The 22,680-nt window shown below is 66.7% G+C and carries 19 protein-coding genes and 1 pseudogene; 12 read left to right on the forward strand and 8 right to left on the reverse strand.

The annotated features are described in order from the left end of the window. The first annotated feature begins 136 nt into the window (after window positions 1-136). Window positions 137-415, forward strand: a complete 279-nt coding sequence (locus FHR82_RS25070; RefSeq protein WP_184812947.1) for a hypothetical protein — start codon at window positions 137-139, stop codon at window positions 413-415. 8 nt (window positions 416-423) lie between these two features. Here FHR82_RS25070 and FHR82_RS25075 read toward each other — a convergent pair. Beyond that, window positions 424-552: pseudogene (locus FHR82_RS25075) on the reverse strand (LuxR C-terminal-related transcriptional regulator); the annotation flags it as partial. Window positions 553-1,063: 511 nt separating this feature from the next. Between FHR82_RS25075 and FHR82_RS25080 the strand changes: the two are divergent. Then, window positions 1,064-1,573, forward strand: coding sequence for a peptidase inhibitor family I36 protein (locus FHR82_RS25080; RefSeq protein ID WP_184812949.1), 510 nt, complete (start codon window positions 1,064-1,066; stop codon window positions 1,571-1,573). 977 nt (window positions 1,574-2,550) lie between these two features. Here FHR82_RS25080 and FHR82_RS25090 read toward each other — a convergent pair. Beyond that, window positions 2,551-3,030 (reverse strand): PLP-dependent transferase, encoded by a 480-nt coding sequence (locus FHR82_RS25090; protein WP_221464225.1) that lies wholly within the window; start codon window positions 3,028-3,030, stop codon window positions 2,551-2,553. A 155-nt stretch (window positions 3,031-3,185) separates the two neighbouring features. On the opposite strand from FHR82_RS25090, the gene FHR82_RS25095 reads away from it, so the two are divergent. From FHR82_RS25095 to FHR82_RS25110, 4 genes are all read left to right on the forward strand, one after another. Next, a complete protein-coding gene (locus tag FHR82_RS25095) occupies window positions 3,186-3,674 on the forward strand; it encodes a rhodanese-like domain-containing protein (protein WP_184812950.1) in 489 nt (162 codons plus the stop codon). After that, a complete protein-coding gene (locus tag FHR82_RS25100; protein WP_221464226.1) occupies window positions 3,637-3,846 on the forward strand; it encodes an ATP-binding cassette domain-containing protein in 210 nt (69 codons plus the stop codon). The genes FHR82_RS25095 and FHR82_RS25100 overlap by 38 nt, the downstream gene beginning before the upstream one ends. Before the next feature lie 87 nt (window positions 3,847-3,933). Beyond that, the gene (locus FHR82_RS25105) at window positions 3,934-4,842 is read left to right on the forward strand and encodes an IS630 family transposase (RefSeq protein ID WP_311771261.1); all 909 of its coding nucleotides are present in this window, start codon (window positions 3,934-3,936) and stop codon (window positions 4,840-4,842) included. A 372-nt stretch (window positions 4,843-5,214) separates the two neighbouring features. Then, the gene (locus FHR82_RS25110) at window positions 5,215-5,781 is read left to right on the forward strand and encodes a hypothetical protein (RefSeq protein ID WP_184812951.1); all 567 of its coding nucleotides are present in this window, start codon (window positions 5,215-5,217) and stop codon (window positions 5,779-5,781) included. Between the two features lie 49 nt (window positions 5,782-5,830). On the opposite strand, the gene FHR82_RS25115 is transcribed toward FHR82_RS25110, so the two are convergent. From FHR82_RS25115 to FHR82_RS25125, 3 genes are all read right to left on the reverse strand, one after another. Beyond that, window positions 5,831-6,355, reverse strand: a complete 525-nt coding sequence (locus FHR82_RS25115; RefSeq protein WP_184812952.1) for a transposase — start codon at window positions 6,353-6,355, stop codon at window positions 5,831-5,833. Between the two features lie 127 nt (window positions 6,356-6,482). After that, window positions 6,483-6,842 carry a BlaI/MecI/CopY family transcriptional regulator gene (locus FHR82_RS25120; protein ID WP_184812953.1) on the reverse strand — a complete coding sequence of 120 codons (360 nt, stop codon included), beginning with the start codon at window positions 6,840-6,842 and terminating at the stop codon, window positions 6,483-6,485. 40 nt (window positions 6,843-6,882) lie between these two features. Beyond that, a complete protein-coding gene (locus tag FHR82_RS25125; protein WP_311771262.1) occupies window positions 6,883-7,431 on the reverse strand; it encodes a proton-conducting transporter transmembrane domain-containing protein in 549 nt (182 codons plus the stop codon). A 15-nt stretch (window positions 7,432-7,446) separates the two neighbouring features. Here FHR82_RS25125 and FHR82_RS25130 point away from each other — a divergent pair, with 15 nt between their 5' ends. Beyond that, on the forward strand, window positions 7,447-8,064 hold the full coding sequence (locus tag FHR82_RS25130; protein ID WP_184812954.1) for a DUF2218 domain-containing protein: 618 nt from the start codon (window positions 7,447-7,449) through the stop codon (window positions 8,062-8,064). Here the strand turns inward: FHR82_RS25130 and FHR82_RS25135 are convergent. The 3 genes from FHR82_RS25135 to FHR82_RS25145 form a co-directional block, all read right to left on the reverse strand. After that, the gene (locus tag FHR82_RS25135; protein WP_184812955.1) at window positions 7,963-8,916 is read right to left on the reverse strand and encodes a M56 family metallopeptidase; all 954 of its coding nucleotides are present in this window, start codon (window positions 8,914-8,916) and stop codon (window positions 7,963-7,965) included. The two genes, FHR82_RS25130 and FHR82_RS25135, sit on opposite strands and share 102 nt — an antisense overlap. A 936-nt stretch (window positions 8,917-9,852) precedes the next feature. Continuing rightward, complete coding sequence (locus FHR82_RS25140; RefSeq protein WP_184812956.1) at window positions 9,853-10,392, reverse strand: carboxymuconolactone decarboxylase family protein; 540 nt, start codon at window positions 10,390-10,392, stop codon at window positions 9,853-9,855. A gap of 12 nt (window positions 10,393-10,404) precedes the next feature. Continuing rightward, window positions 10,405-11,826 carry an MFS transporter gene (locus FHR82_RS25145; protein ID WP_184812957.1) on the reverse strand — a complete coding sequence of 474 codons (1,422 nt, stop codon included), beginning with the start codon at window positions 11,824-11,826 and terminating at the stop codon, window positions 10,405-10,407. 197 nt (window positions 11,827-12,023) lie between these two features. Here FHR82_RS25145 and FHR82_RS25150 point away from each other — a divergent pair, with 197 nt between their 5' ends. The 5 genes from FHR82_RS25150 (at window position 12,024) to FHR82_RS25170 (ending at window position 22,678) form a co-directional block, all read left to right on the forward strand. Next, window positions 12,024-12,305 carry a metal-sensitive transcriptional regulator gene (locus FHR82_RS25150; RefSeq protein ID WP_184812958.1) on the forward strand — a complete coding sequence of 94 codons (282 nt, stop codon included), beginning with the start codon at window positions 12,024-12,026 and terminating at the stop codon, window positions 12,303-12,305. A gap of 22 nt (window positions 12,306-12,327) precedes the next feature. Further along, window positions 12,328-12,534 carry a heavy-metal-associated domain-containing protein gene (locus tag FHR82_RS25155; protein WP_184812959.1) on the forward strand — a complete coding sequence of 69 codons (207 nt, stop codon included), beginning with the start codon at window positions 12,328-12,330 and terminating at the stop codon, window positions 12,532-12,534. 33 nt (window positions 12,535-12,567) lie between these two features. After that, window positions 12,568-13,539, forward strand: a complete 972-nt coding sequence (locus FHR82_RS25160) for a DUF8832 domain-containing protein (protein WP_184812960.1) — start codon at window positions 12,568-12,570, stop codon at window positions 13,537-13,539. Between the two features lie 23 nt (window positions 13,540-13,562). Continuing rightward, the gene (locus FHR82_RS25165; RefSeq protein WP_184812961.1) at window positions 13,563-13,958 is read left to right on the forward strand and encodes a hypothetical protein; all 396 of its coding nucleotides are present in this window, start codon (window positions 13,563-13,565) and stop codon (window positions 13,956-13,958) included. A 779-nt stretch (window positions 13,959-14,737) separates the two neighbouring features. Then, window positions 14,738-22,678 carry a DNRLRE domain-containing protein gene (locus tag FHR82_RS25170; protein ID WP_311771263.1) on the forward strand — a complete coding sequence of 2,647 codons (7,941 nt, stop codon included), beginning with the start codon at window positions 14,738-14,740 and terminating at the stop codon, window positions 22,676-22,678. The last annotated feature ends 2 nt before the right edge of the window (window positions 22,679-22,680 follow it).

Raw genomic sequence — 22,680 nt, forward strand, 5'->3', positions numbered from 1 at the left:
GCGCGGCCAGCACAACAAATTCACGGCGAACCGTCGGAGCTGAGGGCCGTCGGCGCGATGGCGGCCACCGAGGCGACCTGGCGGCACGTCGCCGGAACGCCGTCCCTGTCCGGTGTTCGCGCCACCGTCGTCGGCCTTGGCCAGTTCGGCGGGCGGCTCGGTGGCGGACGAGTTGGCCGCCGGCGGCATCCTGTGGGCGCCCGACTTCCTGGTCAACGCGGGTGGTGTCATCCGCGGCGCGGTCATGGACTTCCACGGCGGCACCATGGCGGACACCGCTGTCGTGGCCGTATCCGCCCCGGCTCACCGATATCTACCAAGGCCGACACCGCCGGGACCCACCCCCCGCACGCGGTCGCCGTCGCAGGCCCGTCGGCGCATCGCCCGCACGGAACGCCGTCGCGCCGCGTCCTGACGCACAGCTCAGCGGACGACGCCGTGGAGGTGTGCGTAGGCGACGGCGTGCACGCGGTCGCGCAGACCGAGCTTGGCCGGGCTGCGTGAGACGTGGGTCTTCACCGTCTCATCGCCGACGTGCAAAAGCATGGCGATCACACAGCGACACGCGACGGCCGGTTCACCGCGCTACACACCGCCAGCGTGGAGCGACCGTTCACCCCGTGCTCGACGCTCGAACTCGTCGGACGGGCATCGACCGCGGCCTCCCACTCGCCGCGACCGGCCCCGCGAACCTCTGCGACCCCCTGTCAGCCAGACCTTCACCGCCGCGATCTGGCTCCTACAGGCCGTCTGGTGGGCGTTGGTCACCTTCATGATCGCCGACTACACCAACCTCGTCCGCAAGACCGCATTACACCCGCTCCGGCCAGGCCAGAGCTGTACCGGGTTGGTTCACTGAGCGCGGTCGACCGCGCTTGCGAGCAGTAGCAGTACGGTGCGTCACCGGCGAGCGATGATCATCCGAGGGGCTCTGCGGCGGGGAGCAGGGCGTCCGGCGGATATGCCACTGCGCCTGTCGCCAGTGCGAGTGATCTCCCCTTCGCTCATAAGATCTGCGGTATCACGGCGGGTAGACGATTTCGTGCAACATCCAATCTCTTTCGTGAGGGGGAGTAAACGCTTCTGGATGATTGTCGAGGGTTGTGTTGATGTGGAAGGATCAATTGGGGTTTCGGAGATGAATCACCCCCGCTCAAGAAATCTGAATTTCTCGAATGTCGCGAGAAATGTTCTTATTATCAAGAGAGGTGTTCAGGTGTCCCTTTTCAGGAAAGTTATCGGTGCACTCTTCATCACCGGGCTCGCCGTCGCGGGCACAGCATGGTCCGCGGCAGCCGAGACGGAAGGCATTCCGGTCGAGCGAGTGTACTGTGACGAAGACACTGTCTGCTTCTTTACGGAGCCGAACTTCCAGGGTCATCAGTCCAACTGGAGTTCACCGCGCAATCCCGACTGTGACGCGATCCCCAACGCGCCCGCCCGGTCGATCATCAACAACACGGACTATCCGTGGGCCATCTACGAGAGGTGGGAGTGCGACGGAGATCCCCATTGGATCGCTCCGCGCAGCGGGGAAAGGTACGTCTACAGCTCCTATTCCTGGAGCGGCTGAGTGTGATTGACCTCGGGGGTGCTTGGCGTCGGGTAGAGTCAAGCGCTCCCGAGGTCAGTTGGCGTCGACTGAGAGGAGTCCCGTCGGTGACCTGGCGGCACTGCTCGCCGACCTCCCTGCTGCGCCACCCGGGCACACCTACCGGGCCTGGCGCGTGGACACCTAGACCACGTCCGCGGCGATCCTCGCCGGGCACGGGTGCGCCGCCGAGATCACGGGCCTCGACGACGCAGACAGGATCGCTATCACGATCGAACCGGATGGCGGTTCGCGCCAACCCGCCACGAGCCCGGTCGTCACCCTCGCCGTCCCGTGACACGACCAATCCGCGCCGAGCCCGCACCGAACCCAGCAGCGAGGCCGACGACAAAAGTGATGTGTGAACAAGGGTGACGTGGCTGCCGACTTCGAGCCACTGGACGAGACCGGTGAGCCGAGGACACTGTCTGGCCTGCTCGAGAACGGACCCGTGGTCCTGTTCTTCTAGCCTGCAGCCATGACCGGCGGCTGCACCGCGGAGAGCTGACATTCCGCGAACCTCGCCGCCGGGCAGCGTTCGAGTGCCAGGGTGCCCTATCGGTGGGTTGTGCATCCCACGGAGTGTTTGTGGAAGCTGCCTGATCCGCGGGTGGATGCAGGTTTCGCTCATTGACGGGCTGGCTGCGCCGGGGCTCGCGATTAAGCCTCCGTCGGACGGAGCGGGGGGTGGACCCTCGCACCCTGTGGGCAATCCGCACAGGGAGAAACCAATTGGAGGCAGTGGCAACACGTTCACAGATGGGAATGGCCGAACCGTGAGGATCGTCGGAATCGTTGCCGCCGAGATGGGCGCCACGTCGACACGCTAAGCAACCAGCCGACGGCCTACACAGCACACACCGCCGGAGTGATCGATGAAGCGGGTGCCGAGCATCTGATGTGGTCAGAAACTGGCTGCGTGCCCTTCGTTGTGACGCGGTTGCTTGTCGTTCTGCCGGTCAGAGGATGTCGAGTGCCTGCGTGAGGTCGGCGATGAGGTCGTCGGTGTCTTCGAGGCCGACGGACAGGCGGATCATGCTGTCGGCGATACCTCGTTTGGCCCGTTCGGCGGGGTTCAGGCCGTGGTGGGTGGTGGTGATCGGTTGGGTGACGAGACTTTCGACGCCGCCGAGGCTGGGTGCGATGGAGAACCAGCGGAGCCGGTCCACGACGGCGGCGGTCTGGTCGCCCGTGGCGTCGAGTACGGCGCTGAGCATGCCGCCGCCTCCGCGCATCTGGGTGTCGGCGATGCGCTTTGCCTCTCCGGTGGCCAGCCCGGGGTAGTTGACGCGGGTGACTTTGGGATGGGTCGACAGGAACGCGGCGACGGCGGCCGCGGTGTCGTTCTGTGCGCGGACGCGCACGGGCAGGGACCGGATGGAACGGGCGAGCAGGAACGCGGTTTCTGGTGCGATGACCTGTCCGAGTTCTTGCGCCACATGGCGACCGGCGCGAGTAGTTCGGCAGGCCCGATGAGCGCGCCGGCGGTGAGGTCGGAATGGCCGCCGAGGTATTTGGTGGCTGAGTGGATCAAGAGGTCGGCGCCGTGGCGCAGCGGGTTCTGGTTGACGGGGGTCGGCCAGCGCTACCGGCCATGACCGCCGACCAGGTCCGGGCACTGCTGGTGGACGGCGGGTGCGTGGTCGACGTGCGTCCCGCTGCCGACTTCGCGGCCGGACACATCCCCGGCGCGATCTCCATCCCGCTGCGCGACCAGTTCGCCAGCTGGCTGGGCTGGCTGCTGCCCGACGATCTGCCGCTCGCGTTCATCGCGGCTGAGGGCCAGGACCTCGACGATATCCTGTGGCAGGCGTACAAGATCGGCTACGAACGGCTCGCCGGTCACCTCGCGGGCGGCATGGCCGCCTGGCTCGCGGCGGGCGGTGGGCAGCGGCACACCGCCTTCGTGACGGCTGAGCACGCGCCCGCTGGTCCATACCTGGATGTCCGCCAGCGCAGTGAATATGCGGCGGGGCATGTCGCCGGCTCGGTCCACATCGAACTCGGCGACCTCACCGCACACAGTCGGGGTTACGACCCTGGCCGTGCTGCACGACCTCGACCTCGCCGCCCGCAGCTGTGACCGGCTGGTCGTGCTCGACGGCGGCCGGGTCGTCGCAGTGGGGCCGGTGCTCGAGGCGCTGTCGCCCGCGGTGCTGTCGGAGGTGTTCGGGGTGACCGCGGCGACGGAGCGTCACGATGACGGCATTGCCCGGGTCACCTACGGTGCACGACCGCTCGCGAAGGCGAGCTAGTGGCTCGTCTCAGTAGGTTGACCCGGTAATTGATCTTGGTGGTGGTGAGTCAGGCTGTCTCCTGCAGATCGAGTGCGGGAGGTGGTTGTGGCTCGTCGACCCGAGGTGTTCGTCCGGGCACTGTCGATGGAGGAAGGCCGCAAGCTGCAGCGTGTGACCAGAACCAGCAAGGATCCGGTCCGGTTGCGGCGGGCGATCGTCGTCATGATGTCTGGCCAGGGGCAGACGGTTCGGGACATCACCTCGTTGCTGCAGGTCAGCGCCGAGTATGTGCGGGATGTGATCCATGCGTTCAACGAGCGGGGGTTCGACGCGCTGGACCCAAAATGGAGCGGGGGACGCCCGAAGGTGATCGGTGAGCGGATCCGGGAACGGATCTGTCTGATCGCCAGGACGTCCCCCGTCGACTGGGGCATCACCGCGTTCTCCACGTGGTCGCTGGCCAAGCTGCGTGAGCATCTGATCGGCCGGGGCACTGTCGCGGCGATCAGCCGGGAGACGCTGCGGCGGATCCTGCGCGCTGGTGGTGTTTCGTGGCAGACCACCACGACCTGGAAGGCCTCCACGGATCCGGACTTCATCGCGAAGATGCACCGTGTCCTCGATCTCTACGACCACCCACCCGCGGACGGGCGTGTGGTTTGTGTGGACGAGTTCGGGCCGTTGAACCTCCAGCCCCGCAAAGGGAAAGCCTGGCGCCCGGTCACCAAGCCGGCGCGCCAGCGGGCGACCTACAACCGCCACGGCGGAGTTATGCACATGCTCGCCGCGCTGGACCTGGCGACCGGGAAGATCTTCTACCGAATCCGGGACCGCAAACGACACCGCGAGTTCCTCGACCTGCTCAAGACACTCCGCACCCGCTGGCCCGACGAGAAGCTCTATGTAGTGGTCGACAACTTCTCCCCGCACCGCCACCCCAAGGTCCGCACCTGGTGCGCCGCCCATGACGTCGAGTTGGTGTTCCTGCCCACCTACGGATCCTGGCTGAACTGATCGAGGCCGAGTTCGCCGCCCTGCGCTACTTCGCGCTCAACGGCACCGATCACCGCAGTCACGAGGAACAGAACGCCGCGATCGAGGGCTACATCCGCTGGCGCAACGCCCGCGCCCAACCCAAGACCGCGTTCGCCACCGACTCACCCATCCGAACCTGGACCCATTACCCGACCAAGGTTGCCTGACGCACCACTAGGCCGACCGGTGACCAGTCCATGAGCCCGGCGTCTGCCGGGTTCAACCGATCGGGTGTTTCTTGTCTGGTTTGCTGGTAACACGCTCGCACCAGACATGACCCCGTTGGTAGACCTTGACTGCCGCATACCCCCTCCCAGTATATTGAGGCAGCGCTGATACCCCATGGCGGTATTGCTGGCGCTGGGGCCACGGTGGCCGGTGGCGGTTGAGATCGATCGCCAGTTGCATGGATGTTCGTTGCCAGAAAGAGAACCGGAGGTAGCCGCCGTGAAGATCGTGGTGAAGGGTCCGGCCTGGAACTTCGTTCAGCATCTGCTCGAGATGACGATCGCGATGTTCGTCGGCATGTTCGCGCTCGGTATGCCCGCGGAGATGTTGTTCGAGTCGCTCGGCTGGACGGCGGTGACCGAGGATCTCGTGCCGAGGACGCTGCTGATGGCGACCTACATGAGCATCGGCATGGCCGCGTGGATGCGGATCCGGGGCTGTGGCTGGCCTGCCATCGTCGAGATGAGCCTCGCGATGTACGCGCCCTTCCTGATCATGTATCCGTTCTACTTCGCCGGCGCGGCCTCGACAACCGCCGTGATGGTCGTCGGGCACGTGCTCATGACGCCCGCGATGGTCGTCGCGATGCTGTTCCGTCTGGACGAGTACGCCGGTGCGCACAAGCGCCACAAGAAGGAGACGGTGCAGGTGGGGGAGAACCGGGAACTGGTCGCTCAGGCCGAAGGATGACCTGAACACCTGGGCGGGTTCCTGCTGAGGATCCGCCCAGGTGCTCATGTCAGTCGCGGGCGCACTTGACCCACGCGAGTTCGTCGGCGAAAGCACTGTGCTGGGCGGCTTCGGTGACCTTCGTCCACGTGCCGTCCGAGCGCCAGCGCGCCAGGCGTGCGTAGAGCGTCTGCCACGGTCCGTACGATGTCGGCACCTCGCGCCACGGCAAGCAGTGCCGATGTTTGTAGGCGATGCCTTCGAACAGATGCCGACCACGCGGTGTTGCGTCACCCAGCAAAGGTGCCAGCAGTTGCCACGTCGAGTCCGATATCTGCGGTTCGATGGGCTTGGCTGACCGGGTCTTCGGTGCGGTGGGCGGTTTTATCTGGAAGCCCAGGTCCGTGATCGCCGCTGTCATGGATTCGGGGCTCGTACGCCGAGGATCCAGCTCGACCCGGACTTCGCGTGTCTCATATGTGGCACGTGCGTTGTGGACGCCGGGGAGCGCGCGCAGCGTGTCGTCGATGAGGGTGGCGCAGTCGTCGCAGTGCATGTTCTTGATGTGGAAGATGTGGGTCGCCGTCTCCACCATGCACTCCTCCAACCCTGGTACGCAGTGCGCATCTACTAACGCGCACCGTAGGTTGGAGGCTACCGGCCCAGCCTAGTTTGCTACTAGGTTCCCTCGTAGATTTTTCGGTACCAGGGTAGGGTATGGGTCAGCGGCGGCGCTTCTTGCGCAACGCGCCTCGCAGGATGTCGGTTTCCTCGTCGGACACCGAGGCCACGAAGTGCATCAGCACGCCGTGCGGGTCTCCGGACGTGTCGAGGATGTCGCGCAGCGCGCGTGCCGCGGCCTCTTCGCGAGTCATCACCGTCTCGTACACGTAGGCCTTGCCGTGCCGTTCGCGTTCGACCCACTGTTTGCGGTGCAGGTTGTCCAGCACGGTCATCACCGTCGTGTAGGCGAGCTGTCGTCCGGTGTCGAGCCGCTCGAGCACGTCTCGCACCTTGAGCGGAGTGGCTTCCCGCCACAGCACGTCCATCACCGCGGCTTCCAGTTCGCCGAGACCGTGCATGCCACCTCCCTGTTCGGCGTCATCGTAGGGGTTCGGCGCGTCATGGGCGGAGAAGACCGCCGTCGACGGCGGCGAGGACGGGGCCTGCCGCCAGTCCGACCACGATGGACACCGCGGTCGCGACGTAGGCGGTGGCGGTGCCTGCGCGGCCTGGCTGGGGGAGATCATTACCGGGGCGCGTCGCGGGGACGAGCCACCGCAGGTAGTAGAAGACGCTGGCGACGGTGTTGATCGCCGCGATGACGAGCAGCCACCAGAGACCTGCGTCGGCGGTGGCCGTGAAGACGGTGAGCTTTCCGGCGAACACGCCCGTGGGCGGGGTGCCGACGAGCCCGAGCAGGCACACCGCCAGGCTGATCGCGAGCCAGGGACGGCGTTGGCGCAGCCCGCGGAAGTCGTCGAGGGTGCGGGCGTCGGGGAGGGCACACACGACGGCGAACGCTCCGAGGTTCGTGATCGAGTAGGCCGCGACGTAGAGCAGCAGGCTGGGCAGGGCGAGGTCGGCTCGGTCCGCGACGGCGATGGCCATGAGGAGGTAGCCGACCTGGCTGATCGTGGAGTAGGCGAGCAGGATTGGCCCAGGCAGCACGTCGATTACCGGTCCGTGACGCTGATCGTGGCGGTGAAGGTTGCGATCATCGTCGCGATCCTCGTGCTCCCGTCCTGGTTCGCGATCTCGCTTGGCGCGGCACACGGCGTGGCGTTGGTGCTGGTCGCGGTGGCCGCCGCGGTCATTCTGATCGTGGGGGCGTTCCGGCGCCGGAAGCGCGCGGGAGAAATGACCATGCTGACCACCGAGACCCGCATCGAGACCACGAACGCGAGCCCGTACCTGGTTCACCTGTGCCGGCACGCCACCAAGATCGGCAAACACTTGCGGCGCGGCCACATGCGCGGCGGGCACGCGCGCCCCGAGGTGCTAGGTGTCGAGTTCTCCGACACGCACGGGACGCTCGACCTGAGTTGGGGTCGGTGCGTCCTGGACGCCGATCCGGAAGCCCTGACCGTGCGGATCGAAGCCGCCACCGAGGAGCACCTGCGCGGGATCCAGAACATCATCTCGGCGGACCTCGAACGGTTCGGCCACCGCGACAACCTGACTGTGTCCTGGCAACACGCGTCAACCGGCCAGCGGGCAGGTGACGACGGCGATGCCGAGCAGGATGCCGAGGGCGGTGAGGAACGGCAGTACCGTCACGGTCGTCCCGGCCAGTCCACATAAGACAGTCTGGCGCAGTCTGCCAGGCGGCACGGTGCCGTGCCGAATGCGAGCGAGGCGTAACTCCACGGCATCCTGTGCCATCGCGAGTGCCGTGCCGGGCAAGTCGTGCCGGGTCACTTTCAGCAGTGCTGAATGAACGGCGGCCGGACCGCAGATCCGGACGGCCGCCATGTCGGCGGCCAGTTCCACGAGTTCGCGAATTGCTCGTGGTGCCGCGCGGAACAGCGGCACGAACGGCAGGACGGTGTGCAGGGCGTCGGCCGCCGCGACCAGGAGGTGGTGACGGCCGGAGAGGTGTGCGCGCTCGTGAGCCACGACCGCGGCGACCGCCTCGGGGGCGAGGTGCCGGGTGAGCCCTTCCGTCGCTACCACCACGCCGGGCCGTCCGGACATGCTGAACGCCAGCGGCCGTTCGTGTGCCAGCCACAGGATGTCAGCGGTATCGGAGGTCGGCCGCGCGACCATGCGCAGTACCGAGAGGTTCGCCTGCCACCTGCGGGCCCGCCGCCGGAGGCCGCGTACCGACACCACCAGCAGCCGGCAGGTGAATGCGGCCAGCAACGCCGTGCCGATGACGCCCGCGGTCTCCTCGACGCGAGGCGGCGACCCGTGCTGGACGGCCGACCAGCACTGGTGAAGCGCGGCGAGGAGCAGCCCGGTTGGTCCGTGGTCGGGCAGCAGCAACACCAGCACTGCCGCCGCGACCGCCAGGAGCACCCCCGTCATCGACACGAACCAGATGACGATCAGCAGGATTGGGTCGCGGCGCCGTAGGTCAATCCGGTGGAGGACGGGCGGAACTAACCACGCGGCGGTGAACGCACCGGCCAGGAGTGCAAGGGCGGTGGTCATCGGCGTCGATCCTGTCGACGCTCTTCGGGACATGGTTTGCGGGACAGGGTATTCACAGCGGCTCCGACGACCAGTGCGGCGATCGCGGCCGCGCCGATCCCCAACAAGTACTTCTTCATGAATGTCGTCCTCTTCGTTGTGTCTACCTACAGGGAATCTCAATACGTGACAGTTCGAACACGCACTGTGATTTCCTATAGGCGCAACACGCACACAGAGGCGAGCAGAGATCTCCCAGCGGCACTCGGTGGCCGTGGGAAAACCGGGTGGCGTCGATGGTCTGAGCCGAGCCGGATTACGCCGGCCACGGGAAGTAGCCAGGTCGCCAGCAGGACGACAGCAGCCACGGTCAGAATGACGAAGCACAGGTGCAGAAGGTCGTGCCCCACACCGGTCCCGGTATCACCCGACGGCTGCGCGTGCGAGGCCATTGGCGTCATCATCGCTGGGGCCGCCATCGACATCGACTCCGCGGACATCGCTGCGTGCCCCGTCTCATGTGGCGGAGCCGCGACGTGGTGCATGCCGAGGACGGACAGCGTCAGCGCGCACAGCAGCAAGACCTGCCGTGCTCGAGAAGCCATGCCCGGTCGCATGCGGCCCACGGTAGCGGACGGAATACGAGGGCACCCAGCCTGCGACCCGGTGTCAGGACAGCTGAACTACTAATTCAGGTAGTGGATCGTTGGTCTCGGCTGATCGGCGGCTGCGAAGGAGGCCACAACGAGGGCCGCGCCGAGGACGAGGAGGCTGTCGCGGCGGAAGCCCGAACGAGAGGCCTTCCCTCTCAGCTCGTTGCGGGTGGCGCCGCTACTTGGAGGACGCCGGTGGATGCGCGAACGTCCATAGCGGACTGTCTTTGGATGGGGCGTCAGCCAACGAGATGTCGCCGACCGCTCGGGTGTGAGCTGTCGGCGACATTGTCTGATGACGCGGTCACGTGGTGCGGTATCGATCACCTGCCTCCGGTCTGATGCCGGCGACGAGGTTGAAGGAACCGGTGAGCAGGTTGAGATTGACCAGGCCGACGACGTCGGCGATCGTGCGGTCGGTCCATCCGTGTGTGTGGAGTTCCGCGACGTCGTCGGCGGTGATCGTGGCGGGTTCGGCGAGTACGCGCACGGCGAAAGTGAGCAGGGCCGCCTCTCCGGTGTCGGTGGCAGTGGCCTCGCGTGCCAGTGCGATGTCGGCGTCGTTCAGTCCCGCGGCCCGTGCGCCGGCTTCGTGTGCCGCCATGCAGGTGCCGCAGCCGATCCAGCCCTGGGTCGCCAGCGAGATCTTCTCGCTGAGCTGCCGCGGGAGCTTGACCCGCTTCATGGCGCGCGAGAAATCGAGGTAGCCCTGCAGGAGTGCGGGGGAGTGGGCCATGGTGGCGACCATGTCCCCGACCGAGCCGTGCCGGTCGATGATCCCGTCGAGCAGTTCGCGCGACTTCTGCGGCGCGTCCTCCGGTGTGAGTGGTGCGATGGTGCGCATCGGTGCTCCTTCTCAGGCAGCCGTGGCGCCGACGGTCTCGCGGTGCTGGGCCCGCCTGCCGCGCAGCGTCACGCCCGCCAGCAGTGCTCCGGCGACGGCGATCACGGCGGCGCCGACGAAGGCGGAGGACAGGCCATCGGTCAGCAGTGCGGTGTCGGCGGTCTGTCCCGCGCCGAGTGCGCTGGCCACGGCCGTCATCGCGGCGAGGCCGAGTGCGGAGCCGACCTGGTAGCTGGTGTTGACGATGCCGGCGGCCAGCCCGCCTTCCTCGGGGCGTGCGCTCGAGATCGCGGTGCCCAGCGACGGGATGAAGGCGAGTGCCATCCCAGCGGCGGTGACGAGTGAGGCCGGCAGGACGTCGATCCAGAACGTGCCGGCCGGGCGGACGAACGACAGCCAGCCCAGCCCGATCGCCAGGACGGCGAGCCCGGCGACGACCATGGCCTTGGTGCCGAACCGGGCGGCGAGGCGCGGCGCCACCACGATCATGATCAGCATGATGACGGTGGTCATCGGCAGCAGTGCTGAGCCGCTGGCGAACGCGCCGAGGCCGAGGACCTGCTGCAGGTAGAGGTTGAGGAAGAACCACATGGGGATCCAGGCCGCGCCCAGCAGCAGCTGGGCGAGGTTCGCCGCGGCCAGGTCCGGGGTGCGGAAGATGCCAAGGCGTACCAGCGGGTTGTGGCGTCGGGCCTGAAGGGCGACGAACGCGGCAAGTAGTGCGAGCGCGATGACCAGGCCGATGGCCGTGGACGTCGAGCCCCAACCGACCTCGGGTGCCCGCACGATCGCGAACACGGCCGCGGCGAGCCCTGCGGTCACCGTAAGCGCGCCGAGCAGGTCGGTGGAGCCGCGCTGCCTCGCGCCACCGGGCATCAGCGCCGGGACTGCGGCGAGAACGACCAGCGCGATGGGGACATTGATGTAGAAGACCCAGGGCCAGCTGATGTATTCGGTGATGACGCCGCCGAGGAACACCCCGGCGGTGCCGCCCGCCGGCGCCGCGGCGCCGTAGAGGGCCAGTGCCTTCGTCAGTTCCTTCGGCGTGCCACCGAACAGCATCATCAACAGGGTCAGTGCCGACGGGGCGATCAGTGCCGCGCCCACGCCTTGCACGGCCCGCCCGATCAGCTCGACCCAGACCGTTCCCGCGGCGCCCGCGACGACGGAGCCTGCCAGCAGCACCACCCAGCCGGACGCGAAGACGCGCTTGGCGCCCAGCAGGTCCGAGAGTCTGCCGCCGAGCAGCAGCAGTCCGCCGAAGGCGATGACGTAGGCGTTGAACACCCAGGACAGGTTCTCCTGGGAGAAGCCGAGTTCTGCCTGGATACGCGGCAGTGCGACGCCGATGATCGAAGTGTCCATGATGACCATGAACTGGGCGGCGGCGATCAGTGCGAGCGCCCACCACCGTCGTGAATCTCGCGGTTCCATGATTACTCCATACTGGTAGGGGGTATACTTCGGACGGGACAGTACGCCGCTGCCTGATGCTCGCCAAGGGGGCATGGGCGCCCTTCGTCGTGACGTGCGTCTCTCGGTGAAGGGTTAACGCATATACCCCCCTCGGGTATATGTTCTGCACGTTGGCGGGATACCCGCCAGCGGTATCGCGGGGTGAGGAGAAGGACATGCGGGGATACAGCGGCGACAGGGACGGCTACCTGACACGGCTGCGCCGGGTCGAGGGCCAGATCCGCGGGCTGCAGCGGATGGTCGAGAGCGATGAGTACTGCATCGACGTGCTCACACAGATCTCGGCCGCCACCAAGGCCTTGCAGGCGGTGTCACTCGGCCTGCTCGACGAGCACCTCAAGCACTGCGTGGCCGAGGCGGTCGCCGAGGGCGGCGAGACCGCGGACGCGAAGGTGCGTGAGGCGAGCGACGCGATCGCCCGCCTGGTCCGTTCCTGAACCACAGAAAAGGGAGTCCGTGATGACCGAGAAGACCTACACGGTGACCGGCATGACTTGTGACCACTGCGTGCGGTCGGTGATCGAGGAGGTCAGCGCGCTCGACGGGGTGACCGGCGTGTTGGTGGATCTGCCCACCGGCGAGGTGACGGTCGCCGGTGACACGGAGGTCGGCGTGGCCGAGGTGCGCGCCGCCGTCGAAGAGGCCGGATATCAGCTCACCGCGTAGCGCGGGAGCACACGGAACAGACAAGGATCTGTCATGAACACTGCGGGAAAGCTCTCCGCCTACGGTGTGGCGCTCGCCCTGGTCGCCGGTGGCGCCTGGGCGATCGGCTCCGCTGTCGGTCCCCTGGGCGAGAAGACCGCCGCGCCCGCCAAGGACGCCGGTCACGGGGACGCTCACAGCGGCACTGTCGTGGAGACCGGGCAGGCCGCCGAGGCGCTGCCCGCGGGGCTGGCGTCGTCCAGGGGTGGTTACACCCTCACGCCCACCAGCACGACCCTGACCGCCGGCCCGAACACCTTCTCCTTCCGCGTCACCGGCCCGGACGGCGAACCGGTCACCCGGTTCGACGTGGAGCACGAGAAGCGGATGCACCTGATCGTGGTGCGCCGGGACACGGCCGGGTTCCAGCACGTGCACCCGGAGATGAGTGCGGATGGCACCTGGTCGGTCCCGCTCACGCTCCCTCAGCCGGGTAGCTACCGGGCCTTCGCCGACTTCGCGCCCACCGGAGGCGAGGCCACCACGCTCGGTGTCGACCTGGCCGTACCGGGCGACTTCCAGCCGACTGACTACGCCCCGTCCCGCGTGTCCACGGTGGACGGCTATGACGTGCGGCTCGACGGCGACCTCGTCCCGGGCAAGACCGCCGAGCTGACGCTGACTGTGCGCAAGGACGGCAAGCCGGTCACCGATCTGCAGCCGTATCTCGGCGCCTACGGGCACCTGGTCGCGTTGCGTGGCGGTGACCTCGCCTACCTGCACGTGCACCCGGACGGCGAGCCCGGCGACGGCGCGACCAAGCCCGGCCCGACGGTCACGTTCTACGCGGAGGTCCCGTCAGCGGGCGCCTACCGGCTGTTCCTGGACTTCCAGCACGGGAACACGGTCCGCACGGCGGAGTTCACCATCGCCACCGACGGCCACGCACTGCCACAACCGGCACCCGCACCCGCTGAGAGCGGTGGCCACGCCGACGATGGCGCCGCGGGCCACGGCCACAACTGATCTCGCGAAGGAGGAGGGTCACCATGACTGCTGACGTGGATCAGCGGAACCGCGAGATCGAACTGGTCATCGGCGGCATGACCTGCGCGTCGTGCGCGAACCGGATCGAGTTGCTACCGCGGCCGATCAGGGGTGACGCGTCGCCGCGAGCGCGCTGGGCTGGGATGCCGCAGATCGAGCTGTGGGTGAGCGCCGGGCAGCGGCACGATCAACCCGGTACCCAGCTGGCACTAGCCGATGTTCTCGACCTCGAGCCCTTCGGGCCCAGCGGTGGCCGTAGCCAGCTGTCCGAGCTGTTCGTCTCGCTGCCCTCCGCACCGGGACTCGACGAGGAAACCCGGCGGAGCCGGGCGCGCGCGACGTTGCTGGAGATGGCGCACCGGTATGGCTTCACGCAGGTCCGGGAGAACAGCTTCTGACCAGAAGAACGTTGATCCCGGTCGTGTCCACCACCAGCGGCGCCGCATATACGAGAGCGGTTGCCGTCCCTCGTACCAGGTAAGCCCGGTGTCATCGATTCCCGCGGCAGCCGCGGCTCCAAAGATGGCAGTCCAGTCGTTGGGCCGGAACGCCGATGTGACGTTTGTGATGCTTTGGACGCCATAGACGATAGGGTGGTCTGTATCCTTCGGTGGAGTCGCCTCCTAAACGTCGTTTAACGTCGGCGATCGTTTTCCGCGATGGTCCACTGGTGACAGGAGTGAGGTGCGCGATTTCGCTCTCACTCGTTTGGTCGTAAGTGATTCGGGTGAGTGCTTTCTTGGTGCGTGCCGGATGGTCTGTGTGGGTGAGCTGGTCCGTTTGGTGGCGGTGAACCGACTTTCGAGTTGAGCTGTTTGGTGGGTTCGGTGGGGTAGGGGTGTGGGGTTTGCTCGTTTTCGGAACCGCCTGCTTGTTGGTGGGTGGTTGACCTCGCCGTAGTGCCCGGACCTGGGGGTCTCGCATGTTGTCGTCGCGTTCGCGCGGCGCGCTTTCGCGTGCCGTTTTGCTGATCGTGGTTGTCGCGTTCGTGTTTGTCGGTTCGCCGGTGGGGCAGCCGTTCTCGAGTGGACAGTGGCCGGGCGCGTCGTCAGTGTGGCAGTGGCTGGGTGGGCTGTTCTCGGGACCGCCGGCCGCGTCGGCGGAACCGGGCACCAGATCGGCGGCAGCTCCGGTTGGGGCGGGTAAGCCGGAGGAGCCGCCGCGTCGGGTTCGGGAGGTGCCGGAGCGGGCGTCGGCGTCGACGCGGGTGTTCGCGATGTCGGACGGGACGTTCGAGGCGGAGGTGTCGCCGGAGCCGCAGCGGTACCGGGACGCGTCGGGTGCGTGGCGGGCGATCGATCTGTCGGTGCGGGAGTCGGTGCGGGACGGGTACCGGTTTGCCAGTGACCGCAACAACTCTGTGGTGCGGTTTGGTGAGCGGACCGATCAGCTGGTGCGGTTCGAGCATGGTGGGCGGCAGGTTGCGCTGAGTGCCGCGGTCAAGGGGCGGCCGGTCGCACCGAGGGTGGACGGCGCGACGGTCACGTATCCGGGTGTGTTCGACGGTGCGGATGTCGAGTATGTGGTCACGCCGGAGGGTGTGAAGGAGAACATCGTTCTCGCGGGCCGGGTGGATGACCCGACGTTCGAGTTCACGGTGCGTACCGCCGGTGTGGTGGCGCGTGAGCAGGCGGATGGGTCGATCGGGTTCTTCTCCACCGACACGCCGGACGGGCCGCCGGTGTTCGTGTTCCCGCGGCCGTTCATGACCGACAGCGTCCCGGATGCGAAGTCGCCGACCGGCACACGGTTCAGCGACGAGGTCACCCAGTCCGTGGAACAGCAGGGCGCGAATGCCACGGTGACGGTGCGCGCGGACAAGGCGTGGCTGGACGCGGCGGACCGGCGGTATCCGGTGCGGATCGATCCGACGATCCGGGTGGAGCCGACGCCGACGACGGGGCAGGACGCGCAGATCTGGTCGGACACCCCGACCCGGGCGGACGGCGCGCTGTACTCGTTGTCGGTGGGCACGGACCCGTGGGGGCGGGCCCGGTCGCTGTTGCGTTTCGACACGTCGACGGTGCCCGCGGGTACCGCGCTGACGGGCGCGAAGTTGCGGCTGTACTACGACAACGAGCTGCACACCGGCGCGAACAACGTGACGATCGAGGCCCGGCGGGTCACTCAGTCCTGGGCTGAGGACACGGTCACCTGGAACTCGATCAACGCTGCGATGGGCGAGGCCGGTCTGTCCACGGTGGTCAAGCAGGCGAACAAGGCGAACGTGTGGCACGAGTGGGATATCCGCAACATCGCCCAGTCGTGGGTGGCGACGCCGACGACGAACTACGGCGTGATGGTGAAGGCGACCGACGAGACGCTGGGCCGTGGCGGGGCGGTGTACCAGGCTGCGGAGTACGCCTACAACGGGGAGACGGTGAACCGGCCGAAGCTGGTGCTCACTTACGGCCGTCCGAGTGTGGACTTGCAGCCGCCGGCGACGGTGACGGCGACGGGCGCGAACCTGTCGTGGCCGGCCTATGTGGACCCGACCCCGACGGATCCGAACGATGACGTGGTCGAGTTGCAGGTGCACCGCACGGTGTTCCAGACGTTCACGCCGTCGCGGTCCACGCTGATCGCGCCGCTTCCTGCCACGGCGACCGCGTTCAACGACACGACCGCGGCGCCGACCCCGGCCAATGATCCGGATCCCTTCGGCAACGCCTACTACTACATGGTCGCGGCCAAAACCCGGGATGGGCAACTGATTCCGGGGCCGACGCAGCTGGTCCGGTTGCCCAAGGCCGGATTGATCACCCACACCTTCACCGGCAGCGCCGCGGATACCACGATCGCTTCGAACGCCACCACCACGAACCTGGACGTGCTCACCGGGCAGCCGTGGCTGATGGTGGGCAACAACTCCACCACCTACGGCAACACGCGTGCGCTGGTGCGGTTCGACAACCTGAACGCGGCGCTGCCCGCGGGGGCGCGGATCGTGGACGCGGACATGACGGTGTGGGGTTTCTACTCCGACGGCAGCGGCGCCACGTTCGACGCGCACGCGTTGTCGAAGCCGTTCGTGGAAACTCAGGCCACGTGGGCGAGAGCGTCCACCGCCACGGCGTGGACCACCGCGGGTGGTGATTTCGGTGCCCGGCTGGACCAGGTCGTCGGTATCCCGGACCAGCCGTTCATGCACATTTGGGAGAACACGCCGGTGGTGCAGGGCTGGGTGGACAACCCGGCGACCAACCACGGCTACCTGCTCAAGGTCCGGGACGAAGCCGGTGCGGCGAAGCAGCGGGTGCTGATGCTGTCCGGTGAGGCGCCCGAGGTGCGGTTGCGGCCGAGCCTGACGGTCACCTACACCGCCCCGACCGCGGAACTGACCTACCACGCCCCGGATACGCCGACGGTGCGGATGGTGTCCGACGAACAGCGCACCGTGCCGGTGACGGTCACCAACACCACCACGACCACGTGGCGGGCCGCCGACTACGCGCTCTCGCAGAAGTGGGCGCTGCCGGACGGCACCGACATCACGGGCACCAACCGGATCGACACCGCACTACCCGGTGACGTCGCGCCCGGCCAGACGGTCACGGTGGCGGCGAACGTGAAGACCACGCTGCAGGGTGTCGAGAACAACATGCGCGAACAGCAGGTCCTGTCCTGGGACCTGCGGAACAAGAACACCGGCGCCTGGCTGTCCGCCACTGGCGGCCCGCCCGCACTGCCGCAGAACGTGTCCGTCGAGGACCCGACCTCCGACGAACTGGGGTTGGAGAAGTTCTACTCCTACTCCGGAACGGCGACCGGCGCCGGCTCGAATCTTCTGGTGAACCAGTACGCGGGCAACGTGGTGTTCTCCTACGACGCGTTCACCAACCCCGGCCGCGGCCTCAACACCTTCCTCCGGTTGACCTACAACAGCCTCGACACCGCCACCACCACCTCCGGCTACGGCTGGTCCCTCGCGGCGTCCGGGCTCGTCCGATTGGGTGCCTCGCTCGAGTTGCATCCGAAGGGTCAGGACTATCCGTCCCGGGTGACGCTGCCGGACGGGGACGGCACCACGCACGTGTTCCTGCTGGACAAACACGGCTCGGTCGACCCGGCGGTGTGGACCTATGTCAGTCCGAAGGGTGTGCACCTGTATCTGCAGCGTAGGGAGGGGGAGGACACGTCGCGGCGGTGGGTGATGACCTCCCCGGATCGGACGGAGTTCTGGTTCGACGCCGAGGGCTGGCTCTCTGCGGTTCGGGACCGCAACGGCAACGAGCAGTCGTTCACCTATACCGAGCGGAAGTCGAACAACCAGCCACGCAAGTTCCTCGCCTACGTCACCGACCCGGCCGGGCGCCAGACGATGGTGCTGGACTACTACACCAAAACGGACACGCAGAATCCGCACATCATCGACCAGGTCAAGTCCATCCGCGACATCTCCGGCCGCACCCTCACCTTCGCCTACAGCGACAAAGGCCTGCTCACCGACATCGTCGACGGCGCTGGCAGCACGCAGCCCAAGCCGTTCCACTTCGACTACGACGCCACCCAGGGCAACAAGAACGTCAAACTCGTGCGCGTCACCGACCCGCGCGGCAACCACACCGACCTCGCCTACTACACCGCGCCCGTGGACCCGCAAGACAAGTGGAAAGTCCACACGATCACCGATCGGCGGAACAACACCACCACGTTCACCTACTCGGATCCGGACGGGCCGCAGGGCGCGGAGATGGACGCCACCGTCACCGACGCCGAAAACCACACCACCAGCTACCACATGGACGGCTTCGGCCGACCGGTCACCTCGGTCAACGCCAAGAACGAAACGACCACGATGGAGTGGGACGCCGACCACAACGTGGTCTCGCTGACCGAGGACAACGACGCGGTCTCGACCTGGCGCTACGACCCCAAGACCGGCTACCCCTTAGAGATCCGGGACGCGGAAGCGGTCGCCAACAACACCCCCGCCACCGTCCTCACCTACCAGACCAGGCTGGACGGCTACACCGCCGAGCTGGCATCGAAGACCAGCCCCGAAGGCCGGCAATGGGCGTTCTCCTACGACCCGAAGGGCAACCTGACACACGTCACCGACCCCAAAGGCGTCGCTACCCCCGAGGTGGGGGACTACCAGACCGTTTACAGCTATGACCAGTACGGCCAATTGCAAACCGTCACCGACGCCAACAGCAACACCACCACCTACGGCGACTACCACCCGGCCGGCTTTCCCCGCAGCACCACCGACCCGCTGACCCACACCTCGACGATGGTGCTCGACCCGCGCGGCAACCCCACCTCCCTGACCGACGCACGCCAGAAGGCCTCCAGCGCCACCTACGACACGTTCGGTCGTCCACTCGAGACCCGGGTACCCAAGGATCAGGCGGCGGGGGAGTACATCACCACTCTCGCGCCGGTCTACGACGCCAACGACAACATCGAGCGGGCCACCGCACCCAACGGCGCGGTGACCACCGCGACCTACGACCCCATGGACCAGCCAGTCACGGTCACCGCACCGCGTGACACCCCGACCGGACCGGCGCGGGTCAGCACGTTCACCTACGACAAGGTCGGCAACCTCCTCACCCGAACCGAACCGCTCGGCACTCTCACCCCGGCCGACCTGAACGACTACGTCACCCGCTACACCTACGACCCCATCTACCAGCTCACCGACACCGTCGACGCGGCCGGGAACACAACCACCTACCGGTACGACAACGTCGGCAACGTCACCACCATCGTCGACCCGCGCAAGAACACCACCACCGACACCGAGGACTACACCGCCAAGTACGCCTACGACCGCAACCACCGGCAACGCACCACCACAGACCCGGACGGCAACGTCACCAAGGTCGACTACGACCGCGACAGCAACGTCGTGTCCCAGACCGACGCGGAGAACAACACCACCACGCTGGTCTACGACGAACGCGCCAGCCTGATCGAGGCTCGTGTCCCGCACAAGACCGCTGTCACCCGCACCACCAAGTTCGTCTACGACGAGGTCGGCAACCGCATCAAGACCATCACCCCACGCGGTGTCGAAACCACCGACGACCCGGACGACTTCGTTGCCGAGACCATCTACGACCAGCTCAACCGCCCCAAGGAAAAGCTGACTCCGTTCGACCGGGACCACGCCGAGATCAAGACCCCGGACAAGACGATCTACACCTACGACCCGGTCGGCAACCTCGCCGAGGTGTCCATGCCTCCCTCGGCAGGGCAGACCGTCCGCAACGTCACGAAGTACTCCTACTTCGACAACGGCTGGCAGCGGACGTCCACGGATCCGTGGGGGATCGAGACCCGCTACGACTACAACGCGCTCGGCCAGCAAACCCTGCGCACGCTGACCAGCGCCGGCGGTTCAAGCGACCGCACGATGATCTGGGACTACTACCCCGACGGAAAACTGAAATCCCGTAGCGACAGCGGCACCCCGGTCGGCAAACAAGAAGTCGTGGTCGACAACTCCGACAGTCCTCGCGTCACCTTCATCGGCCCGGGCGAGGACGTGACGACGCGCGACACCTCCGGCACCGGCTACCACGGCTACGACTACGGCCGCGCCCCGGCAGGCACGTTCACCTGGAACCCCGTCGTCCCCTCCGACGGCACCTACGAGGTCTTCGTCCGCTACCCGGTCGCCGCCAACGGCGCGCAGTTCGGCACATACACCGTCGACACCGGCAGCAGCCGGACATCCAAGAACGTCAACCAGACCCAGGGCGGCGGCACCTGGGTCAGCCTCGGCCGCCACCAACTCACCGCGGGCACAGCCGCCAAGGTCGAGCTCTCCGATGACGTCGCGCCCGGGGATCTGCTCGCCGACGCGGTGAAGCTGGTCCGCGACAACACGGGCGTGCCTGACAACGAGGCCAAGACGTTCATCCACGCCTACGATGCCAACGCCAACCTCACCACACTCACCGACGCCAGCCCTGGCACCCCGGTCGACAACTACCAGTTGGCCTACAACGGGCTCAACCAGCTCACCAAGGTCGAAGAGAAACTCGCGACGACCATCAAGAACACCACGCTGTTCACCTACAACGAGAACGGCGCCATCCAAACGCGCGACCACGACCGCCAGGACGCGGTGTTCGACTACAACACCCGCGACCTGCTCGAGAAGGTCACCAACACCGAAACCGGCGGCACCCCGAAGGCCACCGCTTTCACCTACACCCCTCGCGGCCAGATCGACGTGGAGACCAAGGCCAACGGCAACACCGTTGATCACGGCTACCACCTCGACGGCGCCATGGCCTCCCAGGTCGAGAAGAAGACCGACGGCACCCTGGTCGCCCAGCACCTCATCGAATACACCCCCAACGGCAACCGCGCCACCGACCACACCAAGATCCAGAACGCCGACGACCACGCCGCCTACCTCGACCACATCTACAACTACACCTACGACCCGCGCGAACGCCTCTCCGACCTGGCGAAGAAGACCCCCGGTGGCACGGTGGTCGAATCCGAGACCTACCGGCATGACGCCAACAACAACGTCATCGACCAAACCGTCGACGGCACCCCAACCCAGTTCACCTACGACCGCAACCGCCTCGTCACCACCACCAGCGGCGGCAGTACCGCGGCCTACAACTACGACCCCTTCGGCCGCCTCGACACGGTGATGTCCGCGGGTCAGATCATCGAGCAGTACGTCTACGACGGTTTCGACCGCACCACCACCCACCGCAAACGCGACAGCGGCGGTGGCCTGACGTCGACGAACTACACCTACGACCCGCTCGACCGCACTACCGCCAAGACCGACAAAGCAGGCACGCCGGAGGCGAAGACCACCGACTTTGCCTACCTCGGCCTGACCGACACGGTCGTGGCGGAGGAGATCGCAGGCCAGCTCGACCGCACCTACCAGTACGACGCCTACGGCCGCCGCCTCGCCCAGTCCACCAAAGACACCGACGGTACCGGCCCAGAGGTCGCTGAGGACACCTTCTACGGCTACAACCCGCATACCGACGTCGAAACCCTCACCACGCAGGCAGGGGACACCAAGACGACGTACGGCTATACCGCCTACGGCAAGGATGACGAGCAGGCGTTCACCGGAATCGACAAACCCGACACCCAAAACCCGAGTAAGGAGCCCTTCAACTTCTACCGCTACACCGGCAAACGCTTCGACCCCGCCAGTGGCGGCTACGACATGGGCTTCCGCGACTACCAACCAGGCATCAACCGCTTCACCGTCCGCGACACCTACAACGGCGCCCTCGCAGACCTCAACCTCGGCACCAACCCCTGGACCGGCAACCGCTACACCATGGCCGGCGGCAACCCCATCACCGGCATCGAAATCGACGGCCACTACTGCGACTCCTGCAACTTCTACGACCCGGACTCAGCCGCAGGCAGCAGCGTCGGCTGCAGCTACTCCACCAACGGCTACTGCGGCCCATCCGGCTCGGGTCACTCCGAAGAGGAGCAGAGGCTGCTCCACCAGTGGCGGACCGGAACGGGCGACGGCTCCAACCAACCGATCATCCACGGCCACCGCCTGCCCACCGCCGAGGAGATGCAACAAAGCCAGGCCATCGGCATGCCCATACCGATGGCGCCGGGAGACACCTACCAACAGGCAGTGACCAACTGGGCCACCTATACCTGCAACAGCGGCAAGGCCAACCCCGGATTCTGCGAATGGTCCTACACCGTCGGCAACGAGAAAGCCAACGGATGGGACGCACTCTGGACCATCGCTGAAGCTGCACTCCTGGCTGTACCGGGTGGCAGGGGCGTTGCAAGTGGAGCGTCGACCAGAGTAACGCAAGCAGTAGATGATGCGGTCGGCGCAATGAGAGCGGCAGGACCCGCGAAGTCGGCGGTTCCTTCGGTAGCGGATGTGACCGCACTCGTGCCGACAGGGCAGACGCTCGCGACGTGGGGAAACCAGATCTGGGGTACTGGCGCTCAAGGTGCCAAGGCACTCATCGGTACCCGCAGCGCTGCCGAGCTTGCGCGAATTCCTGGGCTGAACGTCCAGAGCGCGACGACGCTCAGGAACTTCTACCAGGGCGCAGCGAACGCAGGGAAGGGCGGCGCGACAGCACCGGTTCGAGTTCAACTGCTCGACGACATCATCAAGACACTGGGCGGGTGATG

The sequence above is a fragment of the Actinophytocola algeriensis genome, assembly GCF_014203735.1.
Lineage (GTDB): Bacteria > Actinomycetota > Actinomycetes > Mycobacteriales > Pseudonocardiaceae > Actinophytocola > Actinophytocola algeriensis.

Bases quoted from the DNA above. Each gene is read 5' to 3' on its own strand.
- FHR82_RS25115 (WP_184812952.1), bottom strand. From the start codon at position 6,355: ATGGTGGAGACGGCGACCCACATCTTCCACATCAAGAACATGCACTGC.
- FHR82_RS25135 (WP_184812955.1), bottom strand. From the start codon at position 8,916: ATGACCACCGCCCTTGCACTCCTGGCCGGTGCGTTCACCGCCGCGTGG.
- FHR82_RS25095 (WP_184812950.1), top strand. From the start codon at position 3,186: ATGACCGCCGACCAGGTCCGGGCACTGCTGGTGGACGGCGGGTGCGTG.
- FHR82_RS25150 (WP_184812958.1), top strand. From the start codon at position 12,024: ATGCGGGGATACAGCGGCGACAGGGACGGCTACCTGACACGGCTGCGC.
- FHR82_RS25160 (WP_184812960.1), top strand. From the start codon at position 12,568: ATGAACACTGCGGGAAAGCTCTCCGCCTACGGTGTGGCGCTCGCCCTG.
- FHR82_RS25145 (WP_184812957.1), bottom strand. From the start codon at position 11,826: ATGGAACCGCGAGATTCACGACGGTGGTGGGCGCTCGCACTGATCGCC.
- FHR82_RS25120 (WP_184812953.1), bottom strand. From the start codon at position 6,842: ATGCACGGTCTCGGCGAACTGGAAGCCGCGGTGATGGACGTGCTGTGG.
- FHR82_RS25140 (WP_184812956.1), bottom strand. From the start codon at position 10,392: ATGCGCACCATCGCACCACTCACACCGGAGGACGCGCCGCAGAAGTCG.
- FHR82_RS25165 (WP_184812961.1), top strand. From the start codon at position 13,563: ATGACTGCTGACGTGGATCAGCGGAACCGCGAGATCGAACTGGTCATC.
- FHR82_RS25155 (WP_184812959.1), top strand. From the start codon at position 12,328: ATGACCGAGAAGACCTACACGGTGACCGGCATGACTTGTGACCACTGC.